We start from the raw sequence: 23,257 nt of genomic DNA on the forward strand, positions 1-23,257 counted from the left end.
TCATCCCACCATGAAGGAACCCGTGCTGGTGCTACACGGTTGTCGGCGCGATGCTCGACACCATGAGCCCCGCCGCGCCCCTCGCCTCCGCCCCCACCCGCCTCGCCCCGGCGCACCTCGCTCTCGCCGCGCTCGTCGCGGCCGTCTGGGGCGTCAACTTCGTCGTCATCGAGATCGGCCTCGACCACTTCCCGCCGCTGCTCTTCTCCGCCCTCCGCTTCCTCGCCGCCGCCCTGCCGGCCGTCTTCCTCGTGGGCCGCCCCACCGTGGCCTGGAAGTGGATCGTGGGCGTCGGACTCGTCCTGGGCGTGGCCAAGTTCGGGCTGCTCTTCACCGGCATGGACCTCGGCGCCCCGGCCGGCCTCTCCTCCCTCGTCCTCCAGGTCCAGGCGGTCTTCACCGCCCTCTTCGCCTTCGCGGCCCTCGGCGAACGCCCCGGCCGCCTCAAGGTGGCGGGCATGGCGGTCGCCCTCGCGGGCATCGGCGTCGCGGCGGTCGACGAGGGGGCGTTCGACGGCGCGGCGGGGGCGCTCACGGGCTTCGCCCTGGTGATCGCCGCGGCGGCCTGCTGGGGCGTCTCCAACGTCCTGACCCGCAAGGCCTCCCCGCCCGACGCCCTCAACTTCATGGTCTGGGTCAGCACCGTCCCCGTCCTGCCGCTCCTCGCCCTCTCCCTCCTCCTGGAGGGCCCGGAGCGCGACCTCGCGGCCCTGCGCGGACTCGACTGGACGGGCGTCGGCGTCATCCTCTACGTCGCCTGGGTCACGACCGTCTTCGGCTTCGGCGCCTGGGGGTGGCTGCTCCGCCGCTACCCGGCCTCGTCCGTCGCGCCCTTCTCGCTCCTGGTCCCCGTCTTCGGCATGTCCTCGGCCGCCCTGTTCCTGGGGGAGGGCGTGAGCCCGCTCCGCTGGTGCGCGGCGGCGCTGCTGGTCGGGGGAGTGGCGCTGACGTCCTTCGCACCGGGAGCGCGCAGGGCTCCGACCCCGGCCGAGCGGCCGGGGAAGGGAGCGAGCCCGTCTTCCGCGTTCGGGCAACCGGGGAACGAAGGGAGCCCGGCTTCCGCGTCCGGGCAGTCGGGAACGGGGGCGCGCCCGTCCCCGAAGGCCGCACCGCCGGAGAATTCCCTGGCGTCCCGCGAGTCCGCGACCGTATCGTCGTCCGGTCCCACCGGCAACGAAAGGCCCGCATGACCTTCGCGCACATCACCGTCGACACCCCAGAGCCCGCCCCCGGCGCCGTCCTGCTCGCCGGCATCCCCGGCAGCGGCAAGTCGACCGTCGCGGCGGCCCTCGCGGCCCGCTTCGCCCGCTCGGCGCACATCGAGGTCGACGACCTCCAGGAGCTGATCGTCCAGGGCGGCCACTGGCCGAGCCCGGACGGCGACCCGGAGGCGGACCGCCAGATCCTGCTGCGCGCCCGCAACGCCTGTCTCCTGGCGGACAGCTTCGCCGCCGCCGGCTTCCTGCCGGTCCTCGACGACGTCGTCGTACGCCGCTCCCACCTGGACTTCTATCGCGCCCAGGCGAAGGCGGTCCCGCTCCACTTGGTGATCCTGGCCCCCGGCCCGGACAAGGCCTGGGAACGCAACAACGCCCGCCACAAGCGCCTCACGACCAACTGGGCCTTCCTGGACGAGGCCATGCGCGAGGAACTCTCCGGCGAGGGCGTCTGGATCGACAACGCGGACCAGACGGTCGAGGAGACGGTGGAGGCGGTCCTGACGGCGACGGGCCTGACGCCGGAGAAGTAGGTCAGCCTTCGGAGCGCGGGAATCCGTCGGTCTTGACGACGATCTCCCGCCCTTCGAGGGGCAGCACAAGGTCTTCGCCGAAGATGATCTGCTCCTGCTCCACGTAGACGCCGGTGCGCGTGGGGTTGCGGTGGATGGTGCAGGTGCTGTCCGACGGGTCGATGATCACGTAGAGCGGGATGGCGCACTCGGCGTACATCCGGAACTTCTTGTCGAAGTCGTTGTCCCGCGTGCTCTTCGAGACGACCTCGAGCACGGCCTCCAGGCTGTGCCACTCGAAGCGCCCCCGACTGTTCAGCTCGGAGCCGGGGGCGACGATGGCGAGATCAGGGGCGTAACCGTACAGGCTGGACGGGAAGTCGATCATGACGTCCGAGAGGATCTCGCCGTGGCCGGCCAGCTGCTGCTCGATCTGCGGCGCGGCCTTGAGGATCACCTTCCACTGATCTCGGCCCTGCGGCGTCATGATGATCTTCCCCTCCGTGATCTCCACGCGATAGCCATCGGGCAGATTGGTGCCCGCCAGCGCGTCCCAGGCGCTCGCGACATCCATCACTATCGTCGTCATGCGGGCCTCCGTATGTCGTCGATTCCCACGATAGCGGGCACTCAGCGCCACGGCCGGGCCGTCGACCCCCTGACCACCAGTTCCCCCGGGACGTTCACCGGACCCCCCGCCGGAGGCTCCTCCGCGCCCATCGCCAGGCGGCCCGCCCGCGCGCCCGCGTCGTGCAGCGGCAGGCGTACGGTCGTGAGGGCCGGGACCGCGTCCACCGAGAAGGGCAGGTCGTCGAAGCCCGCCACCGAGACGTCGTCCGGGATGGACAGGCCCCGTTCCCGCAGGGCCGCGCAGACGCCGAGCGCCACCGTGTCGTTGGCGGCGACGACCGCCGTCAAGTCCGGGGCGCGGTCGAGGAGTTCCGCGGTCGCCTCGTAGCCGGACCGGCGGTCGTACGGGCCGTGGACCGTCGGGCCCTCGGCGACCCCCGCCGCCGCGAGCGCCGCCCGGTGGCCTTCGAGCCGGTGCCGGGTCGTCGTCCGGTCGGCCGGCCCCGCCACGTAGCCGATGCGCCGGTGTCCGAGCCCGAGCAGGTGCTCGGTCAGGCGCCGCGCGCCGGTGCGGTTGTCGAAGACGAGCGCCGCCGCGTTCGCGTCGCCCGGCACCGGCGGACGCCCGCACAGCACCACCCGCGTGCCCGCCTCCGCGAGCTTCGCCAGCTTGCCCGCCGTCGCCGCCAGGTGCTCCGGGTCCTCCAGTGAGCCGCCCATGAGGATGACGGCCGCGGCCCGCTGCCGCTGGAGCAGGGTGAGGTAGGTCAGCTCGCGCGCGGGGGAGCCGCCGGTGTTGCAGACGACGGCGAGCTTCTCGCCCCCGGCCCGCCCCGACGCGACCTCCCCGATCGCGCTCTGCGCCGCGCTCGCCATGATCCCGAAGAAGGGGTCGGCGATGTCGTTGACCAGCACGCCGACCAGGTCGGACGTGGCGGCGGCCAGGGAGCTCGCGGGCCCGTTGAGGACGTAGTCCAGCTCGTCCACCGCCCGCAGGACGCGCTCGCGGGTCGACGCGGCGACCGGATAGTTCCCGTTCAGGACCCGGGACACGGTCGCGGGGGAGACCCGGGCGCGGGCGGCCACGTCCGCCAGGGTGACGGTCATCGTGTGCGTACCTCCGAGGCCCTTGTCCGGCGTGATGTCGGCAGGTTAGCTTCCTCCCAGACAGAAAGCGCTTTCTATCGAGCGCGGAATGCCGGGGAGAGGAACCTTTCGTGACACGCAGGACAGTCCGCATCGCCATGAACGGCGTCACCGGACGCATGGGATACCGCCAGCACCTCGTCCGCTCGATCCTCGCCCTGCGCGAGCAGGGCGGCCTCGACCTCGGCAACGGCGAGACCCTCTGGCCCGAGCCCGTCCTCGTCGGCCGCCGCGAGCACGCCCTGCGCACGCTCGCCGAGCGCCACGGCCTCACCGAGTGGTCCACCGACCTCGACGCCGTCCTCGCCGACGACAGCATCGACATCTACTTCGACGCCCAGGTCACCTCCGCCCGCGTCGACGCGCTCACCAAGGCCATCGCGGCCGGCAAGCACATCTACACCGAGAAGCCCACCGCCGCCGACCTCGCCGGCGCCCTGGACCTCGCCCGCCTCGCCGCCGAGCAGGGCATCAAGCACGGCGTCGTCCAGGACAAGCTCTTCCTCCCCGGCCTGCTCAAGCTCAAGCGGCTCATCGACGGCGGCTTCTTCGGCGAGATCCTGTCCGTGCGCGGCGAGTTCGGCTACTGGGTCTTCGAGGGCGACTGGCAGGACGCCCAGCGCCCCAGCTGGAACTACCGCGCGGAGGACGGCGGCGGCATCGTCGTCGACATGTTCCCGCACTGGGAGTACGTGCTCCACGAGCTCTTCGGCCGCGTCACGAGCGTCAGCGCGCACGTCGCCACCCACGTCCCGCGCCGCTGGGACGAGCAGGGCAAGCCCTACGACGCCACCGCCGACGACGCCGCGTACGGCATCTTCCAGCTGGAGGGCGGTGCGATCGCCCAGATCAACTCCTCCTGGACGGTCCGCGTCAACCGCGACGAACTCGTCGAGTTCCAGGTCGACGGCACCCACGGCTCCGCCGTCGCGGGCCTGCGCAACTGCCGCGTCCAGCACCGCTCGGCCACCCCCAAGCCGGTCTGGAACCCGGACATCCCGGCGACCGAGGCCTTCCGCGAGCAGTGGCAGGAAGTCCCCGACAACGCCGAGTTCGACAACGGCTTCAAGGCACAGTGGGAGCTCTTCCTCCGCCACATCGCGCTCGACGAGCCGTACCACTGGGACCTGCTCGCCGGCGCCCGCGGCGTCCAGCTCGCCGAGCTGGGCCTGAAGTCCGCCGCCGAGGGCCGCCGCCTCGACGTCCCGGAGGTCTCCCTGTGATCCGCCTCCCGCAGGCAGGCGGCGGCGTCCGCGCGTACGAGCCCCGCACCGAACCCCTCGCCCTCGGCGCCGGCGGCGCCCTGACCTCCCGTACGGTCTTCTCCGCCGCGCACGTCGTCGCCGACCCGTACGCCGACACCACCCCCGACTCGCCCGCCGCCGTCGACTGGGACGCCACCCTCGCCTTCCGCCGCCACCTCTGGGCCCACGGCCTCGGGGTCGCCGAGGCCATGGACACCGCCCAGCGCGGCATGGGCCTCGACTGGGCCGGGGCCGCCGAGCTGATCCGCCGCTCCGCCGCCGAGGCGAACGCCGTCGGCGGCCGCATCGCCTGCGGCGTCGGCACCGACCAGCTCACCGGCCCCGCCGACCTGGCGGAGGTCCGCAAGGCCTACGAGGAGCAGCTCGCGCTCGTCGAGGAGACCGGCTCCCAGGCCATCCTCATGGCCTCCCGCGCCCTCGCCGCCGCCGCGCACGGCCCGGACGACTACCTCGACCTGTACGGGCACCTCCTCCGGCAGGCGAGCGAACCGGTGATCCTGCACTGGCTCGGCCCGATGTTCGACCCGGCGCTCCAGGGCTACTGGGGCTCGGCCGACCTCGACGCGGCCACGGAGACCTTCCTCGACGTGATCGCCGCCCACCCCGACAAGGTCGCCGGCATCAAGGTCTCCCTCCTCGACGCCCGGCGCGAGGTCGAGCTGCGCCGCCGGCTCCCGGAGGGCGTCCGCTGCTACACGGGCGACGACTTCCACTACCCGGAGCTCATCGCCGGCGACGAACAGGGCTTCAGCCACGCCCTGCTGGGCATCTTCGACCCCCTCGCCCCGCTCGCCGCCGCGGCCGTCCGGACCCTCGACACCGGCGACGTCGCGGGCTTCCGCGAGATCCTCGACCCCACCGTCGGGCTCTCCCGCCACCTCTTCGCTGCCCCGACCCGCTTCTACAAGACGGGCGTCGTCCTCCTGGCCTGGCTCGCCGGCCACCAGGACCACTTCACGATGGTCGGCGGCCTCCAGTCCGCCCGCTCGCTCCCGCACCTCGCCCGCGCCTACGAACTCGCCGACGGACTCGGCCTGTTCCCCGACCCCTTGCTGGCCGAGGCCCGGATGAGGTCCCTGCTCACGGTCCACGGAGCCCCCCGGTGAACATCGACCGCTTCAGCGTCAACCAGATGACCGTCAAGCAGCTCGCCCTGCCCGACCTGGTCGCCCACTGCGTCCGCCTCGGCATCCCGGGCACCGGCCTGTGGCGCGAGCCCGTCCAGGCGTACGGGGTCGAGGCCGCCGCCGCTCTCGTACGGGACGCGGGCCTCACCGTCACCACCCTCTGCCGGGGCGGCTTCTTCACGGCGGACGGCTGGCTCGCGGAGAACCGCGCGGCGATCGACGAGGCCGTGACGCTCGGCACCGACACCCTCGTCCTGGTCTCCGGCGGCCTCACCCCCGCCTGCCCGGACCTGCCGTCCGCCCGGGCCCGCATCGCCGAGGCGATCGGCGAACTCGCCCCGTACGCGGGGGAGCGGGGCGTCCGCCTCGCCATCGAGCCGCTCCACCCGATGTACGCCTCCGACCGCTGCGCCGTCTCCACCCTCGACCAGGCCCTGGACATCGCGGAGCGCTTCCCGGCCGAGCAGGTGGGCGTCACCGTCGACACGTACCACCTCTGGTGGGACGACCGCGCCCCGGCCGCGGTGGAACGCGCGGGCGCGGCCGGCCGGATCCACTCCTTCCAGCTCGCCGACTGGACGACGCCGCTCCCGGCAGGAGTCCTCAACGGCCGGGGCCAGTTGGGCACCGGCGCGATCGACCTGCGGGCCTGGGCGGACCTGGTCGAGAAGGCCGGCTACACGGGCCCGGTCGAGGTGGAACTCTTCAACGACGAGCTGTGGGCCCGGGACGGCGTCGAGGTCCTGGAGGAGACCCTGGACCGCTTCCTGACGGTCTGAGCGGCCCGAGGCCCCACGAGCCACCCGGCCCCTGTGCGGAGGGATCGGGTCGAGGCTGCCCGGCCGTGCGGGGCCGGGCAGCCGAAGGGCGTGCGGTCACCCGCCCAGGTGTCGCACGTCCTGTTGCTCGACTTCCTTGAGGACGCGGGCGACCGTGGCGAAGTCGTCGTCCCTGTGGAGGACGGTCAGGCCGTAATGGACCGCCGTGGCGCAGATCAGGAGATCGACGACGCCCGCCGCACGGTGCTGTCCCTTCTGCGTCAGCTTGTACTGGGCGGTCTCCACCCATCGCCACGCGTCTTTCGGAACGCGGACGACGGCGAACATGGCGGAGATGTCCTCATCGATCTCGTCACGGTCGTCCGGGCCGGTGGCGCTGAAGAGGATCTCCGCCCGGGTGGCCTCGCACATGCCGATGGCACCCGTTTCGATCTCGGCGTCCCAGCGCCGGTGTGCGGCGGGATCGATGCCGAGGTGCACGTACGCGCTGGTGTCGATGAGGTACGTGATCACTCGGAGCCCTCGCCGTGCTGGGCGGCCTTGCGGGCTTCCCATGCTCGGCGTGTGGGCTCCAGTTCACCTCGTGTGCCCCGCTCCGCGAGCCGCTGGTAGGCGGCACGGCGGCGGTGACGCCGTATGACCTCTTCCAGCGCCGTGTTGATGGTGTCCTTCTTCGTGGTCGTACCGAGCAGCTTCGCGGCCTCGGCGAGTACCTCGTCGTCCACGTCCACGTTGGTCACTGCCATGATCGACCTCCATGTGTGCGATGTGGGGAGAAGGCCCACGTTTCATACATGGTAGACCGGGGAGGCGTTTCCGCGGCGCCCTACTTCTTGGTGCCGCCGCCCAGGAGATCTCCCAGGCCGCCACCCTCCTTGGCGGCGGCGCGCTTGGTGAGGGCGGCGATGACCACCGGGACCAGGATGTCGACGGCGCGGTTGACCGTGGCGGGCGGGAGTCCGGTGCGCTTGGCGACCGCGTTCGCCGCGGGCCGGGCGAGCTTGGCGAGCACCCCGGCCATCAACCCGCCCGCGGCCAGACCGCCGAGCGTGGCGACGCCCTGGAGCGGCGGCTCGGCCGAGGTCACCTCGTCGACGGCGGCCCGCACCTCGTCCGCGCTGGCCGGCTCGGCCGCCGCCTGGCGCAGCTCGCCGGACAGCTCGGCCACCGAACTCCCCACGAGCTCCTGCGCCCCGGTCGCGTCGGTGCCCAACAGCCCGGCGATCTCCTGGAGCCGGTCGTCCCCGAGCTCGGTCAGGACGTCGTCCTGGAAGGAAGAGTCAGTCATGCCGAAAACGCTAGGCCCAGGGCCCCGAGTCGGCATGTCGGCGGAATCTCTGTTGCCGCGCGGACCCACGGTCCTCACGATGAGGGCCATGACAACGGAGATACGGCGCGTCAATCCGGAAGGCCTGCACGCGACCCCCGGATACCACCACGTCACGGTCGTGGAGGCGGGCCGTACGGCCTACCTGGCCGGACAGTGCCCACTGGGCGCGGACGGGGAGCTCGCCGGGGACGACGTGGACACACAGGTGGACCAGGTCGTGGCCAACGCCCTGGCCGCACTGGCAGCGGTCGGGGCGACGCCGGACCGGGTGGTCAGGTCCGTGATCTACGTCGTGAGCGACGAGCGGCCGGTACTCGCCGCCGTCTGGCAGCGGCTCAACGCGTCCGCCCTCGGGCCCGCGTTCACCACGGCGAGCACGCTGCTCGGGGTCGCGCAGCTCGGATTCCCCGGGCAGCGGGTCGAACTGGACCTGACGGCGGCGCTCTGAGGCTCCCGGCAGCGCTGGGACGCGAGTTGTCCACAGGGTGTCCCGGCTGTCCGAGGCCTTCGCTACGGTCGGGGCATGTCCAACGAGGGCCGGGGTCCGGCAGTGCTCGAAGGGGTCCTGGAGCGGATCACCTACGCCAACGAGGAGAGCGGCTACACGGTCGCGCGCGTCGACACCGGGCGCGGCTCCGGTGACCTGCTGACGGTCGTCGGCGCGCTGCTCGGCGCCCAGCCGGGGGAGTCGCTGCGCATGGAGGGCCGCTGGGGGTCCCATCCGCAGTACGGAAAGCAGTTCGCCGTCGACAACTACACGACGATCCTCCCCGCCACCATCCAGGGCATCCGCCGCTACCTCGGCTCCGGCCTCGTCAAGGGCATCGGCCCCGTCTTCGCCGACCGCATCACCTCGCACTTCGGCCTGGACACCCTCGACATCCTCGAAGAGGCCCCCGCGCGCCTGATCGAGGTGCCGGGCCTCGGCCCCAAGCGCACCAAGAACATCACGGCGGCCTGGGAGGAGCAGAAGGCGATCAAGGAGGTCATGGTCTTCCTCCAAGGGGTCGGGGTCTCCACCTCGATCGCGGTCCGGATCTACAAGAAGTACGGGGACGCCTCCATCTCCGTCGTGCGGAACCAGCCCTACCGGCTCGCCGCGGACGTGTGGGGCATCGGCTTCCTCACCGCCGACCGCATCGCCCAGGCCGTCGGCATCCCGCACGACAGCCCGGACCGGGTGAAGGCCGGCCTCCAGTACGCGCTGTCGCAATCCACCGACCAGGGCCACTGCTTCCTCCCCGAGGAGCGGCTGATCGCCGACGCCGTCAAGCTCCTCCAGGTCGACACGGGGCTCGTCATCGAATGCCTGGCCGAGCTCGCCGAGGACCCCGAGGGGGTCGTACGGGAGTCGGTGCCCGGCCCCGAGGGGACACCGGTCACCGCCGTCTACCTGGTGCCCTTCCACCGTGCCGAGCTGTCGCTCGCCGGGCAGGTGGGACGGCTGCTGCGGACCGAGGAGGACCGGATGCCCGCCTTCCGGGACGTGGCCTGGGACAAGGCCCTGGCCTGGCTCGCCGACCGCACCGGGGCCTCGCTCGCGCCCGAGCAGGAGGACGCGGTCCGGCTCGCCCTGACCCGCAAGGTCGCGGTCCTCACCGGCGGCCCGGGCTGCGGCAAGTCCTTCACGGTCCGCTCGATCGTGGAACTGGCCCGCGCCAAGAAGGCCAAAGTCGTCCTCGCAGCGCCCACCGGTCGGGCCGCCAAGCGGCTCGCCGAGCTGACCGGCGCCGAGGCCTCCACCGTCCACCGGCTCCTGGAACTCAAACCGGGCGGGGACGCGGCCTACGACCGGGACCGGCCGCTCGACGCCGACCTGGTCGTCGTCGACGAGGCCTCCATGCTCGACCTGCTCCTGGCGAACAAGCTGGTCAAGGCGGTGGCACCAGGTGCCCACCTCCTTCTCGTCGGGGACGTGGACCAGCTCCCCTCGGTCGGCGCGGGCGAGGTCCTCGGCGACCTGCTCGCCCCCGGCAGTCCCGTACCGGCCGTGCGGCTGACCCGGATCTTCCGGCAGGCCCAGCAGTCCGGGGTCGTCACCAACGCGCACCGGATCAACGCCGGCACCCCGCCCCTCACCCAGGGCCTGCCGGACTTCTTCCTCTTCGTCGAGGAGGAGACCGAGGACGCCGCACGGGTCGCCGTGGAGGTCGCGGCCCGGCGCATTCCGGCCAAGTTCGGCCTCGACCCGCGGGACGTCCAGGTCCTGGCCCCCATGCACCGCGGCCCGGCGGGCGCGGGCGCGCTCAACGGACTGCTCCAGCAGGCGATCACCCCGGCCCGCCCCGACCTGCCGGAGAAGCGGTTCGGCGGTCGGGTCTTCCGGGTGGGTGACAAGGTCACCCAGATCAGGAACAACTATGACAAGGGCGCCAACGGTGTCTTCAATGGAACGGTCGGCGTCGTCGCCGCCCTCGACACCGTCGAACAGCGGCTGACCGTGCGGACGGACGAGGACGAGGAGGTGCCGTACGACTTCGACGAGCTGGACGAACTGGCCCACGCGTACGCGGTCACCATCCACCGCTCGCAGGGCAGCGAGTATCCGGCGGTGGTCATCCCGGTCACGATGAGTGCCTGGATGATGCTCCAGCGCAACCTGCTCTACACGGCCGTGACGAGGGCCAAGAAGCTGGTCGTCCTCGTCGGCTCCCGCCGGGCGATCGCCCAGGCGGTCCGCACGGTCTCGGCGGGCAGACGCTTTACCGCACTGTCCCATCGGCTCACAGGTGGCTCCCTGGTGTGAAAGATCACGGAGGGCTACCGGAACCGGGGCGAAGGGGGCAGGATGTGAAGGTTGGCGGCACTGAGTGCCGCCGATTGGCCCAATGGTCGACCCCGAGTGCACTCTCCTGAGCCAAATGGGGGATGGTAGAGACAGTCAGGGCACCTCGAAGAAGAGGCACTACGTCGGTGAGGGATGACGTGAGCGACAACTCTGTAGTACTGCGGTACGCGGACGGTGAATACACCTACCCGGTGGTCGAGAGCACCGTTGGCGACAAGGGCTTCGACATCGGGAAACTCCGAGCCCAGACCGGTCTGGTCACCCTGGACAGCGGATACGGCAACACAGCCGCCTATAAATCCGCGATCACCTACCTCGATGGTGAGCAGGGGATCCTGCGGTACCGCGGCTACCCCATCGAGCAGCTGGCCGAGCGCTCCACCTTCCTTGAGGTGGCGTACCTGCTGATCAACGGTGAGCTGCCCAAGGTCGACGAGCTGTCGACCTTCAAGAACGAGATCACGCAGCACACGCTGGTCCACGAGGACGTCAAGAACTTCTTCCGTGGTTTCCCGCGGGACGCCCACCCGATGGCGATGCTGTCGTCGGTGGTCTCCGCGCTGTCCACCTTCTACCAGGACAGCCACAACCCGTTCGACGAGAAGCAGCGCCACCTCTCCACGATCCGGCTGCTCGCCAAGCTTCCGACGATCGCGGCGTACGCGTACAAGAAGTCGATCGGCCACCCCTTCGTCTACCCGCGCAACGACCTCGGGTACGTCGAGAACTTCCTGCGCATGACCTTCTCGGTCCCGGCCCAGGAGTACGAGCTCGACCCGGTCGTGGTCTCCGCGCTCGACAAGCTGCTGATCCTGCACGCGGACCACGAGCAGAACTGCTCGACCTCCACCGTGCGTCTGGTCGGCTCGTCGCAGGCGAACATGTTCGCCTCGATCTCCGCCGGCATCTCGGCCCTGTGGGGCCCGCTGCACGGTGGCGCCAACCAGTCGGTCCTGGAGATGCTGGAAGGCATCCAGGCCAACGGCGGCGATGTCGACTCCTTCATCCGCAAGGTGAAGAACAAGGAGGACGGCGTCCGCCTGATGGGCTTCGGCCACCGGGTGTACAAGTCCTTCGACCCGCGCGCCAAGATCATCAAGGCGGCTGCGCACGACGTCCTCTCGGCGCTCGGCAAGGACGACGCGCTGCTGGACATCGCGCTCAAGCTGGAGGAGCACGCGCTCTCGGACGAGTACTTCGTCTCGCGCAACCTCTACCCGAACGTGGACTTCTACACGGGCCTGATCTACCGCGCCATGGGCTTCCCGACCGAGATGTTCACCGTGCTCTTCGCGCTCGGCCGCCTTCCCGGCTGGATCGCCCAGTGGCACGAGATGATCAAGGAGCCGGGCTCCCGCATCGGCCGCCCGCGCCAGATCTACACGGGCGAGGTCCTCCGCGACTTCGTCCCGGTCGAGGCCCGCTAAGACCTCAGGGACCCGGTTGCGCCCCGGCGAGTGAGCCGAAGGGGCGCGGTCGGTGTCGAGGCGACGAACGCGCGGAGGCCCGACGAAGGAGGGTCGAGCACGATCGTCGCCTCGACACCGACTGGAGCGCCCCGGAGGCGAACCGAGCCTTGAAAAAGAGCGCAAGAAGCGCCCCGCCGCCGATCCCCCCACGGGTCGACGGTCGGGGCGCTTCCCATATCCCCCGGTGCGGATTCCCCCCACGGGATCCGGGCCGGGCGTCTGCCGGCGTCAGCAGTAGCTGCGCGGGTTCGGGCGTGACGCGGTCTGCCGGGGTACGTACGGGAGGGCCGCTCAAAGCTCCCCGGTGCACGTGCCCCGGCCAACGCTTGCCTAGGGACGTCCCCCAAGACATCCCATGAACGTCCCCCAAGACGTTCTCGGCATCGCCCACTTAGACTCGCGAACAGCCCAGATGGTTACCCCCCAATATCTGTGATCTAGATCTCTTTGTGAAGGTCCTGTGCGTCACGTGTAGGTGAATTCACGTGAAGCGCCGCAGTCGCAGGCTGTTGGATACGACGAAGACGGACGAAAAGGCCATCGCGAGGCCCGCGATCATCGGATTGAGCAGGCCCGCCGCCGCCAGGGGCAGCGCGGCCACGTTGTAGCCGAAGGCCCAGGCGAGGTTGCCCTTGATCGTCGCCAGGGTGCGGCGGGAGAGCCGGATGGCGTCCGCCGCGACGCGGAGGTCGCCGCGGACCAGGGTCAGGTCGCTCGCCTCGATGGCCGCGTCGGTGCCCGTTCCCATCGCCAGGCCGAGGTCCGCCGTGGCGAGGGCGGCGGCGTCGTTGACCCCGTCGCCGACCATCGCGACGGTCCTGCCCTCCTCCTGGAGCCGGCGGATCACCCCGGCCTTCTCCTCCGGCAGGACCCCGGCGATCACCTCGTCGATGCCGACCTCCGCCGCGACGGCCTCCGCGACCGCCCGGTGGTCCCCGGTGAGCAGGACGGGCCTCAGCCCCAGGCCGCGCAGCCGGGTGACGGCCTCGGCGCTGGTGTCCTTGACGGTGTCGGCGACGGTCAGGGTGCCGCGGGCGACGCCGTCCCAGGCGACGTGGACGGCGCCGGGCTCGGCGGTGCCGGGCATGTCGATGCCCTCGGCCGTGAGGAGGGCGGCCCGGCCGACGAGGACGAGCCGGCCGTCGACGGAGCCTCGTACGCCGAGCCCGGGGACGTTCTCGAAGGTCTTCGGTACGGGGAGCTCGCCGCACCGCTCGGCGGCGGCGGCCGCGACGGCGCGGGCGACCGGGTGCTCGGAGGAGTGCTCCAGGGCGCCCGCGAGCCGCAGCAGCTCCGTCTCGTCGGTGCCCGAGGTGCCGTAACCGCCCCCGTACACGCGCACGCCGACGAGTCGCATGCGGCCCGTGGTGACCGTCCCCGTCTTGTCGAGGACGACGGTGTCGACGCGGCGGGTGGACTCCAGGACCTCGGGGCCCTTGATGAGGATGCCGAGCTGGGCGCCGCGGCCGGTGCCGACGAGCAGCGCTGTCGGGGTCGCGAGGCCGAGGGCGCAGGGGCAGGCGATGATCAGAACGGCGACGGCGGCGGTGAAGGAGGCCGTCGGGTCGTCGGTCATCAGCAGCCAGGTGACGAGCGTGCCGAGCGCGATGAGGAGCACGACCGGGACGAAGACGGCGGAGATCCGGTCGGCGAGCCGCTGCACCTCGGCCTTGCCGTTCTGGGCGTCCTCGACGAGCTTCGCCATCCGGGCGAGCCGGGTGTCGGCGCCGACGGCGGAGGCCCGGACGACGAGTCGGCCCGAGACGTTGACGCAGCCGCCGGTCACCTCGGAGCCCTCGGTGACGTCCAGCGGCATCGATTCGCCGGTGAGCAGGGAGGCGTCGACGGCCGACGCGCCGGTGGTGACGGTGCCGTCGGTGGCGATCTTCTCCCCGGGGCGTACGACGAAGAGGTCGCCGGTCCGCAGCTCCGCGACCGGGATCCGTACCTCCGTGGTCCCGCGCAGGACGGCCACGTCCTTGGCGCCGAGCTCCATGAGGGCCCGCAGGGCGGCGCCCGCCTTCCGCTTGGCGCGGGCTTCCAGGTAGCGGCCGAGCAGGATGAAGGTGACGACCCCGGCGGCGACTTCCAGGTAGATGGTGGAGGTGCTCTGGGTGCGGTCCACGGTGAGGTCGAAGCCGTGGCGCATGCCGGGCATGCCGGCGTCACCGAGGAAGAGGGCCCAGAGCGACCAGCCGTAGGCGGCGAGGGTGCCGACGGAGACCAGGGTGTCCATGGTGGCGGCGCCGTGCTTGGCGTTGGTCCAGGCGGCCCGGTGGAAGGGCAGTCCGCCCCAGACGACGACGGGGGAGGCGAGGGTGAGCGAGAGCCACTGCCAGTTGTCGAACTGGAGCGCCGGGACCATGGCGAGCAGGATCACGGGCGCGGCGAGGACGGCGGAGACGGTCAGCCGCTGCCGGAGCGAGGCGAGCTCGGGGTCCTCCTCGCCGGCATCGGCCTCGTCGAGCTCGGGCTCGGGTTCCGGCGGCAGGGGTTCCTCGGCGGTGTAGCCGGTCTTGACGACGGTGGCGATCAGGTCGCCGGCCGTGAGTTCCGGGGGGTGCTCGACCCGTGCCTTCTCGGTGGCGTAGTTGACCGTCGCGGTCACCCCGTCCATCCGGTTGAGCTTCTTCTCGACGCGGGCCGCGCAGGAGGCACAGGTCATGCCACCGATCGTCAGCTCGGTGATCGTGGACGTCATGAGCGCTTCCCAACGAGAGCAGGGCCGTACCCGGTAACGGTACGGCCCTGCGGGGTGTCGACTGCGAGGGGCCGAGAACTGCTACTCGGTGAGGTCCAGGCGTATGCGCAAGAGCGTGCGAATGTGTCCTGGATCACAGCGTGGGGGTGTGGGGTCGGCTTGCTGGTGGCGGTGGATAGGTTCGGGGTGGTGGTCACGGAGGGAGGTGAATGGTGCGGGGGAACGCGAAAAGGCGACTGCGTGTGATCGACGCGCCGTACGTCGCTCCGGGGCCGTCCGGTGTGGCGGTACGCGACCGGCTCAAGAGCCTCACGCCCGAGGACGAGGAGGTTCTGCGACTGGTCGGAGGACACCTGGGCAGGCTCGCCTCGCGTGATCTCAAGGTCCGGTGTGCCGACGCGGGCGACCACGTCGGCGACGCGTGGGCGACCCGCAAGCAGGGCCTGACGGCCGAGTCGTCCTCGCGGTGGGCCGGGTCTATCACGAAGGCCACGCACGATCAGTGGGCATTGTCGCGGCGCTGTCAGCTCGCGCACATTCAGAACCTCGAAGCCGGTGTCCGCACACTGAAGCACCGCCTGTCCCTCCCGCTCGGAGAACAGGGCACCAAGCGGGCTGCGGGCGGCTACCGATCCAGGCGCGAATGGTTCCAGAAGTCGCGGCGTCTGCACATCCTGGAACACCGGCTCGATGTCGCTCGCGCTGAACGTGAGGTCGGTCTCGTACACGTGGTGCGGGGTGGCCGGAAGTTGCTGAACACCCGGCACAACCTCGAAGCGGCGCGGCTCACAGAGGCCGAGTGGCGGCAGCGGTGGGAGGCGGAGCGCTGGTTCCTGGCCGCTGACGGGGAGTCCGGGAAGCGTTTCGGGAACGAGACGATCCGCGTCACCCCCGACGGTGAGGTCAGCATCAAGCTGCCCGCGCCGCTCGCGCACCTGGCCAACACCAAACACGGCCGGTACGTCCTCGCCTCGAAGATCGCGTTCGCTCACCGGGGAGAGGAGTGGGTTGACCGCGTCACCGCCGACCGGGCGGTCGCCTACCGCATCCACTGCGACGTGGAACGTGGCCGCTGGTACCTCACCGCCTCCTGGCAACGCCCCGTCGTCAAGACGGTCCCGCTGGAGGCGGCCCGTTCCCAAGGTGTGGTCGGCGTCGATGCGAACGCCGACCATTTCGCCGCCTACCACCTCGACCCGCACGGCAACCCGGTCGGCGACCCGATGAGGTTCTTCTACGACCTGTCCGGCACGGCCCAGCATCGTGACGCGCAGATCCGGCACGCCATCACCCATCTCCTGCACTGGGCAAAAAGCTGCGGCGTCGTCGCCATCGCGATCGAGGACCTGGACTTCACCGCCGAGAAGAGCCGCGAGAAGCACGGCCGTCGCAAGAGGTTCAGGCAGCTCATTTCCGGCATTCCCACCGGCAAACTCAAAGCCCGCCTGGTGTCGATGGCCGCAGAGATGAGCCTCGCGATCATCGTGGTCGATCCTGCCTACACCTCTCAGTGGGGAGGCCGGCACTGGCAGAAGCCGCTGGTCACTCCGCGCCGCAAGATGTCCCGTCACGATGCCGCCGGTATCGCGATCGGGCGACGCGCCCTCGGGCACCCGATCCGGCGTCGGACGGCACCGCCCCCACAGCACCGGAGTGATGCTGCGGGGCATCGGACCGCCCAGGCCGGACCGGAGACACGAGGGCGCGAGGGAACCCGCCCACCCGTCGCGGATCGTGCACACGATGCACGAAGCCGAGCGGGGAACACCGGAACGCGGGCAACCAGCCGGATATCCACAACCGTTCGGGATGTCCGCAGTGATCAGGTGTGGGTGCAAGACTCACTCATGGTCACTTGATCGGAACGGTCGGTCAGACCAGTTCGTAGCCGGCCTCGTCGACGGCGGCGCGCACGGCGTCCTCGTCGAGCGGGGCGGCGGAGACGACGGTGACCTGGCCGGTCGAGGCGACGGCCGTGACCGAGACGACGCCGGCGAGCTCGGAGATCTCGCTGGAGACCGCGCCCTCGCAGTGGCCGCAGGTCATGCCCTTGACCTGGTAGACGGTGGTGAGTTCGGTCTTCGTCTCAGCGGTCATGGCGTTCTCCTTCGGGGGTTCAGAGTCGTACAAAACCGAGATTATACCCCTAGGGGGTATGAATTCCAGTCCCGGCCGGTTCGCGCCGCGCAAGTGCTCTCAGCCGGGTGAGTCCCACAGCGCGTGCAGACCGCGACCCCGAGGTAGGTGCCGATGACGGGCGCGGCGGGGAACCGGCCGTCGGGGCGGCGGGGGGCGAGCAGGGCCCCGCCGGCGATGGCCGTCCGCAGGCCGTGCCCGAAGGGGGCGAGCACCCCGTGCAGTCGCGGTACTCGGGGTGCGGCTGCGGCGCTGGCGGCGGGGTCGTGGGAGGCGGCGGGGTGTCTGGGTGGTGGGCGGGTGCTCGTGCGCCGGGGGGACCTCCAAGTCCCTTCGCCGACAGGTCATCTGGCCGGAGCTTATGGTAAATACCCGTTATGTCGCATTCGGGGACCACGCTCATCCTGATCATGACGATCGCCGTCCTGGCGCCGCTGCTCGCCTACGGGGTGGGGCGCAGGTTTCCCGTACCCCTCGTCATCTTCGAGATCCTCCTCGGCATCCTCATCGGCCCCGACCTCCTGGGCTGGGCCCACCCCGACGAGCTGATCGACGGCCTCTCCGAGCTCGGCCTCACCATGCTGATCTTCCTCGCCGGGTACGAGATCGAGTTCGGCAAGGTCCGCGGCGACACCCTCAAGCGCGCGGTCTGGGCCTGGGTCGCCGCCCTCGCCCTCGGGCTCGGCACCGGGATCCTGCTGGGCGGCGGCTATGCCAAGGGCGTCTTCATCGGGGTGGCGCTGACCAGCACCGCGCTCGGCACCGTCCTGCCCGTGCTGCGGGACGCGGGCGAGCTCCAGGGCCGGTTCGGCTCGGTCGTCATGGCCTTCGGCGCGGTGGGCGAGTTCGGGCCGATCATCGCGATGGCGCTGCTGCTCAGCGGGCGCGCCGCGGCCGAGTCGACCGTGCTCCTCGCCGTCTTCGCCGCGCTCACGGCCGCCGCCGTGTTCTGGGCGCTGCGCCCGCGCCCGCCGTGGTTCTCCCGGGTCATCGCCAAGACCCTGCACAGCAGCGGCCAGTTCGCCGTCCGGTTCGTGTTCCTGCTGCTCGCCCTGATGCTGGGGGCCTCGACGGCGCTCGGGCTCGACATCCTGCTCGGCGCCTTCGCGGCCGGGCTCATCACCCGGCTCGTGCTGACCGGGGCGGCGCCCGAGGCCGGCCCGGAGATCCTGGAGAAGATCGAGGCCGTCGGCTTCGGCTTCCTCGTCCCGGTCTTCTTCGTCGTCACCGGGATCGAGTTCGACCTGGACTCGCTGCTCTCCGGCGGCCGGACGCTGCTCCTGCTGCCGGTCTTCCTGCTGCTCTTCCTGGCCGTGCGCGGCGGACCGATCTGGTTCCTCGCCCCGCGCGACCTCGACCGCAAGGACCGGGGCGGGCTCGTCCTCTACGGTTCCACGGCGCTGCCGCTCGTCGTCGCGATCACGACCATCGGCGTGGAGGACCACGAGCTGACGGCGGGCGAGGCGGCGGCGCTCGTCGGCGCCGGCATGGTCTCCGTCCTCGTCTTCCCGCTGCTCGCGCTGAAGCTGCGGGCCCGGGCCGGGGAGAAGGCGGTGCCCTCCGAGGCGGTCAGGGGTTCCGAGACGTGGTGAGGCGGGCGTCGTCGGCGTGGGTGCCGCCGATGACCGGGTCGAGGTAGCGCAGGAGGACCCGCTTCAGCTCGGCGACCGTGGCGTCGCGCTCGGGCCCCTCGGGGGCGGCGAGGACCAGGTGGAGGCCGCCCTTGAAGACCGCGAAGGCCATGTCCGCGACCCGGACGCACTCCTCGGGCGGGCTGTCCGGGAGGTAGTGGGCGATCAGGAGGCGGACCCGCTCGATCAGCGACGCGTGCAGGGCGTCGTGCTCCTCCGCGATGCGGCCGGGGATCTCGGAGCCGTGCATCAGGGCGAGGAAGACGGGGTTGGCGCAGTTGAACTCGATCAGCGGGTCGACGACCGCGTCGAGCAGCTCGGGTAGCGGCAGGGCCAGGTTCTCCGCGGTGAAGGCCTGGCCGTGGGCCTCGCGCATCTCGTGCATGAGGCGGCCGCCGAGCTCGACGGCGATGGCTTCCTTGTTCGGGAAGTACTGGTAGAGCGTGCCGGGCGAGACGTGCGCCTCGCGGGCGATCGCGTTGGTGCTGGCCGCCGTGTACCCGTTCGCGCAGAAGACGTTCGCGGCGGCCTGGAGCAGCTGCGTGATGCGGCGCTCGCCGCGCGCCTGACGGCGGCGCGGCTTCGGTTCCTCGGACATCTCAGGCTTCTCGGACATGACTGTCCCCAGTTCTCCTCAACGCGGGCTCGACACGTTTGACAAATGCGAGAGGTCGCTCGCATTCTAAAGAAACGCGAGTGATCACTCGTGTTTGTCATTCTATGGCAATGGGCGACCCATGTGACCTGCCGGGAAGCGCGCACACGGGTCAGGTGAAGGGGACACCGCGTCATGGCCGAAGTCAAGAAATCAGCTCCCGGCGGGAGCGCGGGCGGCGGGTGGACGCGGTTCGTCACCGCCCGGCCGCGCCTGACGCTCCTCGTGGCACTCGTGATCACCGCCCTCGCCGTCCTGGCGGGCGGCGGCGTCGCCGACCGGATGGGCAGCGGCGGCTGGGAGGACCCGGCCGCCGAGTCCACGTACGCCACGGAGGCGCTGGCCCGGGAGTTCCCCGGCTCGCAGCCCAACCTGCTCCTTCTCGTCGATACGGGAGAGGCCGGAGCCGCCGGGACCGCCGGAGCCGCCGCGGTGGACGCCCCCGCCGCGGTGGACACGCCCGCCGTCGCCGCCGAGGCCCGCAAGCTCGCCGAGCGGCTCGACGCCGAGCCGGGCGTCGACGGCGTCGGCTCGTACTGGTCCACCGGCTCGCCCGCGCTCCGCTCCGAGGACGGCCGCCAGGCGGTGATCGCCGCCCGGATCGCCGGCGAGGAGAAGGACGCCGCCGCGATCCTCGACCGGATCGCCCCCGAGTACCGGGGCACGCACGGCCCCGTCGAGGTCACCCTCGGCGGCGGCCTCGCCGTCCGCCACGAGATGCAGGTGATCATCCAGGAGGACCTGCTGCGGGCCGAGCTCATCGCCCTGCCCCTCACCCTCGTCCTCCTCGTCATGGTCTTCGGCAGCGCCGTCGCCGCCCTGCTGCCGCTCGGCGTCGGCATCGTCGCCATCCTCGGCACCAACGCCGTCCTGCGCGGCATCACCGAGTTCACCGACGTCTCGGTCTTCGCGCAGAACCTGACGACCGCCCTCGGGCTCGGACTCGCCATCGACTACGCCCTGTTCGTCGTCCGCCGCTACCGCGAGGAGCTCGCCGCCGGCGCCGACACGTACACCGCCGTCCGCACCACCCTGCGCACGGCGGGACGGACCGTGCTGTTCTCCGCGCTGACCGTCGCCGTCTCGCTCTCCGCGATGCTCGTCTTCCCGCAGTACTTCCTGCGCTCCTTCGCCTACGCCGGCATCGCCGTCGTCGTCCTCGCCGCGACCGCCGCGCTCACCCTGCTCCCGGCCGCCCTCGTCCTGCTCGGCGACCGGGTCAACGCCCTGGACCTGCGGCGCCTCCTGCGGCGCGGCCGCCCGCCCCGGGAGGACTCCGACGGGTCCGGCTGGGCCCGGGCCGCCGACCTCGTGATGCGCCGGGCGCCGGTCTTCGCCGTCGCCACCGCGGCCGGTCTCGTCCTGCTCGGACTGCCCTTCCTCGGCGTCAAGTTCGGCACCGCCGACGACCGCCAGCTCCCCGTCACCGCCTCCTCCCGGGTCGTCCAGGACCAGCTCCGCGACGGCTTCCCCGGCAACCCGGGCGGCGGACTGACCGTCCTCGCCGAGGGCGAGGCCACCCCCGCCCAGTACGAGGCCTTCCGCGAGCGGATCGCCGCCCTCGACGGCGTCGAGCGGGCCGACGGCCCCGTCATCGCGGGCGGCGGCGCCGGCCACGCCTACTTCACCGTCGTGCCCGAGGGCGAGACCGTCGGCGCCGAAGCCCAGAGCGTCGTGGGCGAACTCCGGGCCGCGCCCGCGCCCTTCGAGACCTCCGTCACCGGACAGGCCGCCGTCCTCGTCGACTCCAAGGACGCCCTCGGCGAGCGGCTGCCCTGGGCGGCGGTGATCGTCGTCCTCGCCACCCTGCTCCTCGTCTTCCTGCTCACCGGCAGCGTGATCGTGCCCGTCCAGGCCGTCGCCCTCAACGCCCTCAGCCTCACGGCGATGTTCGGCGCGGTCGTCTGGGTCTTCCAGGAGGGCCACCTCGCCGGGCTCCTCGGCTTCACCGCCACCGGAGACATCGAGACCACCCTGCCCGTGCTCATGTTCTGCGTGGCCTTCGGGCTCTCCATGGACTACGGCGTCTTCCTGCTCTCCCGCATCAAGGAGGAGCACGACGCCACCGGCGACCACGAGCACTCCGTCCGCTTCGGCCTGCGCAGGACCGGCGGCCTGATCACCGCCGCCGCCGTGATCCTCGCCGTCGTCATGGTCGCGATCGGCACCTCACGGGTCACCAACACCAAGATGCTCGGCCTCGGCGTCGCCCTCGCCGTCGTCATGGACGCGATGGTGGTCCGCAGCCTCCTCGTCCCCGCCGTGATGAAGCTGACCGGCCGCTTCACCTGGTGGGCCCCGGGGCCGCTGCGCCGCTTCCACGACCGCTTCGGCGTCAGCGAGTCGGACGGCCCCGCGCCGCTGCCGGAACCGAAGGCCACGGAGGTCGCCGAGGAGGCGGCCGAGGAGCGGCGCGAGAGCGCTGCCGCACGCGGCTGATCCCGTACGAGCGGCTGATCCCGTACGACGGGACGCCGGGCCCCGGAACGCTCCGGGGCCCGGCGTCCTCGCCGTAGGGGGAGGAGGGACGGTCAGTCGCGGCGGGCCCGGTTGCCGGGGCGGCTGGCGACCCAGGCGCGGATCGTGTCCGGGTACCAGTACGGCTTGCCCGACTCGACCTGGTCGGGCGCCGGCAGGAGGCCGTGCTTCCGGTAGGAGCGGACCGTGTCCGGCTGGACGCGGATGTGCGCGGCGATGTCCTTGTACGACCAGAGCCTGCTGTCCGTCATGCCTGGTACCTCCCTGCGCACCGCGCAGCGGCGGCAGGGGGTGCCGTTCGGGGGCGCTGCGGGCGGGCGATGGTGATCACTGAGCCTGTGCCCCTTGAACGACCCCTGCCGACAGGAGGAGAGCGGCTGTCGAGCGCCTGTGACGGAAGACCCGCGTAACCGGGATACGTGTGACAGGGAACGGACCTGTGTGACGGAAGTGATGCACGCGGCCGCCGGTGTGTCCGCGTGCGTCACCCCCGGTCACACAGGTATGCGCCGGGCTACGCGCCGGTCACACGCCGCGGGAGCGCAGGAAGCGCCGGGTGCGCAGCGCGATCGGGTACGGAATGTCCGGCTCGCACGGGTACATGTCCTGCTCGACGATCGCGAAGAGGTCCACGTCCAGGGCCTGCGCCGCGGCGAGCACGGGCTCCAGGGCGGGCACCCCGGACGGCGGTTCGCACATCACGCCCCGCGCCACCGCCGGGCCGAACGGCACCTCCTCGGCCACCACCCGGGCCAGGATCTCCGGGTCGACCTGCTTGAGGTGGAGGTAGCCGATCCGTTCCCCGTAGCTCTCGATCAGCTTGACGCTGTCCCCGCCGGCGTACGCGTAGTGCCCGGTGTCCAGACAGAGGGCGACGGCCTCCGGGTCGGTGGCGTCGAGGAAGCGCGTCACGCTCTCCTCGCCGTCGAGGTGGGTGTCGGCGTGCGGATGGACGACGAGCCGCAGCCCGTACCGCTCCCGCACCTCCCGCCCCAGCCGTTCCGTCAGACCGGTCAGATCCCGCCACTGCTCCACGGTGAGCGTGCGCTCCTCCAGGACCTCGCCCGTCCGGTCGTCCCGCCAGAACGACGGGATGACGACGAGATGACCGGCGCCCATGGCCTGCGCGAGGGCGGCGTTCTCGGCGACGTGCGCCCAGGTGCGGTCCCAGACGCCCGGGCCGTGGTGCAGCCCGGTGAAGACCGTCCCCGCCGAGACCCGCAGCCCGCGCCGCGCGGTCTCCTCCGCGAGGAGGGCCGGATCGGTGGGCAGATAGCCGTACGGCCCCAGCTCGATCCACTCGTACCCCGCGCCGGAGACCTCGTCGAGGAACCGTTGCCACGGCACCTGCCGGGGATCGTCGGGGAACCACACCCCCCAGGAGTCCGGGGCGGAGCCGATCCGGATACGGGACGGACGCGAGGGACGAGACGGACGCGACGGCTTCGTCATG

At 71.5% G+C, this 23,257-nt stretch carries 21 protein-coding genes and 1 pseudogene; 11 read left to right on the forward strand and 11 right to left on the reverse strand.

The genetic code is table 11. The annotated features are described in order from the left end of the window. Window positions 1-62 precede the first annotated feature (62 nt). Both ACIBG6_RS10535 and ACIBG6_RS10540 read left to right on the forward strand, forming a co-directional pair. Window positions 63-1,190, forward strand: a complete 1,128-nt coding sequence (locus ACIBG6_RS10535) for an EamA family transporter (RefSeq protein WP_399222185.1) — start codon at window positions 63-65, stop codon at window positions 1,188-1,190. Further along, entirely contained in the window at window positions 1,187-1,750 is a 564-nt protein-coding gene (locus ACIBG6_RS10540; protein WP_399222186.1) for an AAA family ATPase, read from the forward strand. Before ACIBG6_RS10535 ends, ACIBG6_RS10540 begins: the two co-directional genes overlap by 4 nt. 1 nt (window position 1,751) lies before the next feature. Here ACIBG6_RS10540 and ACIBG6_RS10545 read toward each other — a convergent pair whose 3' ends face one another. Together ACIBG6_RS10545 and ACIBG6_RS10550 are read right to left on the reverse strand one after the other, a co-directional pair. After that, window positions 1,752-2,318 carry a Uma2 family endonuclease gene (locus ACIBG6_RS10545; protein WP_399222187.1) on the reverse strand — a complete coding sequence of 189 codons (567 nt, stop codon included), beginning with the start codon at window positions 2,316-2,318 and terminating at the stop codon, window positions 1,752-1,754. Window positions 2,319-2,359: 41 nt separating this feature from the next. Continuing rightward, window positions 2,360-3,406, reverse strand: a complete 1,047-nt coding sequence (locus ACIBG6_RS10550; protein WP_399222188.1) for a LacI family DNA-binding transcriptional regulator — start codon at window positions 3,404-3,406, stop codon at window positions 2,360-2,362. Between the two features lie 110 nt (window positions 3,407-3,516). On the opposite strand from ACIBG6_RS10550, the gene ACIBG6_RS10555 reads away from it, so the two are divergent. Genes ACIBG6_RS10555 through ACIBG6_RS10565 form a run of 3 tightly spaced genes read left to right on the forward strand, consistent with a single transcriptional unit; the run spans window position 3,517 to window position 6,616 of the window. After that, a complete protein-coding gene (locus ACIBG6_RS10555) occupies window positions 3,517-4,668 on the forward strand; it encodes a Gfo/Idh/MocA family protein (RefSeq protein WP_399222189.1) in 1,152 nt (383 codons plus the stop codon). Further along, complete coding sequence (locus ACIBG6_RS10560; RefSeq protein ID WP_399222190.1) at window positions 4,665-5,816, forward strand: dihydrodipicolinate synthase family protein; 1,152 nt, start codon at window positions 4,665-4,667, stop codon at window positions 5,814-5,816. The genes ACIBG6_RS10555 and ACIBG6_RS10560 overlap by 4 nt, the downstream gene beginning before the upstream one ends. Window positions 5,817-5,842: 26 nt before the next feature. After that, complete coding sequence (locus ACIBG6_RS10565) at window positions 5,843-6,616, forward strand: sugar phosphate isomerase/epimerase family protein (protein WP_399222679.1); 774 nt, start codon at window positions 5,843-5,845, stop codon at window positions 6,614-6,616. 96 nt (window positions 6,617-6,712) lie between these two features. Here the strand turns inward: ACIBG6_RS10565 and ACIBG6_RS10570 are convergent, their stop codons facing one another. From ACIBG6_RS10570 to ACIBG6_RS10580, 3 genes are all read right to left on the reverse strand, one after another. Then, a complete protein-coding gene (locus tag ACIBG6_RS10570; RefSeq protein ID WP_399222191.1) occupies window positions 6,713-7,129 on the reverse strand; it encodes a PIN domain-containing protein in 417 nt (138 codons plus the stop codon). Continuing rightward, a complete protein-coding gene (locus tag ACIBG6_RS10575; RefSeq protein ID WP_399222192.1) occupies window positions 7,126-7,362 on the reverse strand; it encodes a type II toxin-antitoxin system VapB family antitoxin in 237 nt (78 codons plus the stop codon). Before ACIBG6_RS10575 ends, ACIBG6_RS10570 begins: the two co-directional genes overlap by 4 nt. A gap of 80 nt (window positions 7,363-7,442) precedes the next feature. Then, a complete protein-coding gene (locus tag ACIBG6_RS10580) occupies window positions 7,443-7,904 on the reverse strand; it encodes a DUF937 domain-containing protein (RefSeq protein ID WP_399222193.1) in 462 nt (153 codons plus the stop codon). A gap of 88 nt (window positions 7,905-7,992) precedes the next feature. Between ACIBG6_RS10580 and ACIBG6_RS10585 the strand changes: the two genes are divergently transcribed. From ACIBG6_RS10585 to ACIBG6_RS10595, 3 genes are all read left to right on the forward strand, one after another. Then, window positions 7,993-8,394, forward strand: a complete 402-nt coding sequence (locus ACIBG6_RS10585; RefSeq protein WP_399222194.1) for a RidA family protein — start codon at window positions 7,993-7,995, stop codon at window positions 8,392-8,394. A 75-nt stretch (window positions 8,395-8,469) separates the two neighbouring features. Next, window positions 8,470-10,692: an ATP-dependent RecD-like DNA helicase gene (locus ACIBG6_RS10590; protein ID WP_399222195.1), complete on the forward strand. Its 2,223-nt coding sequence runs from the start codon at window positions 8,470-8,472 to the stop codon at window positions 10,690-10,692. A gap of 179 nt (window positions 10,693-10,871) precedes the next feature. Beyond that, complete coding sequence (locus ACIBG6_RS10595; protein WP_055643377.1) at window positions 10,872-12,161, forward strand: citrate synthase; 1,290 nt, start codon at window positions 10,872-10,874, stop codon at window positions 12,159-12,161. 523 nt (window positions 12,162-12,684) lie between these two features. Here the strand turns inward: ACIBG6_RS10595 and ACIBG6_RS10600 are convergent. Beyond that, on the reverse strand, window positions 12,685-14,904 hold the full coding sequence (locus tag ACIBG6_RS10600) for a heavy metal translocating P-type ATPase (protein WP_399222196.1): 2,220 nt from the start codon (window positions 14,902-14,904) through the stop codon (window positions 12,685-12,687). A 209-nt stretch (window positions 14,905-15,113) separates the two neighbouring features. On the opposite strand from ACIBG6_RS10600, the gene ACIBG6_RS10605 reads away from it, so the two are divergent. Then, on the forward strand, window positions 15,114-16,763 hold the full coding sequence (locus ACIBG6_RS10605) for an IS200/IS605 family accessory protein TnpB-related protein (RefSeq protein ID WP_399222197.1): 1,650 nt from the start codon (window positions 15,114-15,116) through the stop codon (window positions 16,761-16,763). Between the two features lie 13 nt (window positions 16,764-16,776). On the opposite strand, the gene ACIBG6_RS10610 is transcribed toward ACIBG6_RS10605, so the two are convergent. Beyond that, window positions 16,777-17,001 carry a heavy-metal-associated domain-containing protein gene (locus tag ACIBG6_RS10610; RefSeq protein WP_399222198.1) on the reverse strand — a complete coding sequence of 75 codons (225 nt, stop codon included), beginning with the start codon at window positions 16,999-17,001 and terminating at the stop codon, window positions 16,777-16,779. 108 nt (window positions 17,002-17,109) lie between these two features. After that, window positions 17,110-17,264: pseudogene (locus ACIBG6_RS10615) on the reverse strand (PrsW family intramembrane metalloprotease); the annotation flags it as partial. A gap of 153 nt (window positions 17,265-17,417) precedes the next feature. On the opposite strand from ACIBG6_RS10615, the gene ACIBG6_RS10620 reads away from it, so the two are divergent. After that, window positions 17,418-18,632, forward strand: a complete 1,215-nt coding sequence (locus tag ACIBG6_RS10620; protein ID WP_399222199.1) for a cation:proton antiporter — start codon at window positions 17,418-17,420, stop codon at window positions 18,630-18,632. On the opposite strand, the gene ACIBG6_RS10625 is transcribed toward ACIBG6_RS10620, so the two are convergent. Next, entirely contained in the window at window positions 18,610-19,287 is a 678-nt protein-coding gene (locus ACIBG6_RS10625; RefSeq protein WP_399222200.1) for a TetR/AcrR family transcriptional regulator, read from the reverse strand. The two genes, ACIBG6_RS10620 and ACIBG6_RS10625, sit on opposite strands and share 23 nt — an antisense overlap. Window positions 19,288-19,461: 174 nt before the next feature. Between ACIBG6_RS10625 and ACIBG6_RS10630 the strand changes: the two genes are divergently transcribed. Next, a complete protein-coding gene (locus tag ACIBG6_RS10630; RefSeq protein WP_399222201.1) occupies window positions 19,462-21,765 on the forward strand; it encodes an MMPL family transporter in 2,304 nt (767 codons plus the stop codon). A gap of 92 nt (window positions 21,766-21,857) precedes the next feature. Here the strand turns inward: ACIBG6_RS10630 and ACIBG6_RS10635 are convergent, their stop codons facing one another. Together ACIBG6_RS10635 and ACIBG6_RS10640 are read right to left on the reverse strand one after the other, a co-directional pair. Beyond that, window positions 21,858-22,055, reverse strand: a complete 198-nt coding sequence (locus ACIBG6_RS10635; protein ID WP_329623348.1) for a MarR family transcriptional regulator — start codon at window positions 22,053-22,055, stop codon at window positions 21,858-21,860. Between the two features lie 274 nt (window positions 22,056-22,329). Next, the gene (locus tag ACIBG6_RS10640) at window positions 22,330-23,256 is read right to left on the reverse strand and encodes a sugar phosphate isomerase/epimerase family protein (RefSeq protein WP_399222202.1); all 927 of its coding nucleotides are present in this window, start codon (window positions 23,254-23,256) and stop codon (window positions 22,330-22,332) included. Window position 23,257: the final 1 nt, after the last annotated feature.

This window comes from Streptomyces sp. NPDC050842 (assembly GCF_044456565.1).
GTDB lineage: Bacteria > Actinomycetota > Actinomycetes > Streptomycetales > Streptomycetaceae > Streptomyces.

Excerpts from the sequence above, each read along its gene's own strand:
- ACIBG6_RS10535 (WP_399222185.1), top strand. The coding sequence starts at position 63 with ATGAGCCCCGCCGCGCCCCTCGCCTCCGCCCCCACCCGCCTCGCCCCG.
- ACIBG6_RS10540 (WP_399222186.1), top strand. The coding sequence starts at position 1,187 with ATGACCTTCGCGCACATCACCGTCGACACCCCAGAGCCCGCCCCCGGC.
- ACIBG6_RS10545 (WP_399222187.1), bottom strand. The coding sequence starts at position 2,318 with ATGACGACGATAGTGATGGATGTCGCGAGCGCCTGGGACGCGCTGGCG.
- ACIBG6_RS10550 (WP_399222188.1), bottom strand. The coding sequence starts at position 3,406 with ATGACCGTCACCCTGGCGGACGTGGCCGCCCGCGCCCGGGTCTCCCCC.
- ACIBG6_RS10565 (WP_399222679.1), top strand. The coding sequence starts at position 5,843 with ATGACCGTCAAGCAGCTCGCCCTGCCCGACCTGGTCGCCCACTGCGTC.
- ACIBG6_RS10575 (WP_399222192.1), bottom strand. The coding sequence starts at position 7,362 with ATGGCAGTGACCAACGTGGACGTGGACGACGAGGTACTCGCCGAGGCC.
- ACIBG6_RS10580 (WP_399222193.1), bottom strand. The coding sequence starts at position 7,904 with ATGACTGACTCTTCCTTCCAGGACGACGTCCTGACCGAGCTCGGGGAC.
- ACIBG6_RS10585 (WP_399222194.1), top strand. The coding sequence starts at position 7,993 with ATGACAACGGAGATACGGCGCGTCAATCCGGAAGGCCTGCACGCGACC.
- ACIBG6_RS10590 (WP_399222195.1), top strand. The coding sequence starts at position 8,470 with ATGTCCAACGAGGGCCGGGGTCCGGCAGTGCTCGAAGGGGTCCTGGAG.
- ACIBG6_RS10600 (WP_399222196.1), bottom strand. The coding sequence starts at position 14,904 with ATGACGTCCACGATCACCGAGCTGACGATCGGTGGCATGACCTGTGCC.
- ACIBG6_RS10605 (WP_399222197.1), top strand. The coding sequence starts at position 15,114 with ATGGTGCGGGGGAACGCGAAAAGGCGACTGCGTGTGATCGACGCGCCG.
- ACIBG6_RS10610 (WP_399222198.1), bottom strand. The coding sequence starts at position 17,001 with ATGACCGCTGAGACGAAGACCGAACTCACCACCGTCTACCAGGTCAAG.
- ACIBG6_RS10620 (WP_399222199.1), top strand. The coding sequence starts at position 17,418 with ATGTCGCATTCGGGGACCACGCTCATCCTGATCATGACGATCGCCGTC.
- ACIBG6_RS10625 (WP_399222200.1), bottom strand. The coding sequence starts at position 19,287 with ATGTCCGAGAAGCCTGAGATGTCCGAGGAACCGAAGCCGCGCCGCCGT.
- ACIBG6_RS10630 (WP_399222201.1), top strand. The coding sequence starts at position 19,462 with ATGGCCGAAGTCAAGAAATCAGCTCCCGGCGGGAGCGCGGGCGGCGGG.
- ACIBG6_RS10635 (WP_329623348.1), bottom strand. The coding sequence starts at position 22,055 with ATGACGGACAGCAGGCTCTGGTCGTACAAGGACATCGCCGCGCACATC.
- ACIBG6_RS10640 (WP_399222202.1), bottom strand. The coding sequence starts at position 23,256 with ATGACGAAGCCGTCGCGTCCGTCTCGTCCCTCGCGTCCGTCCCGTATC.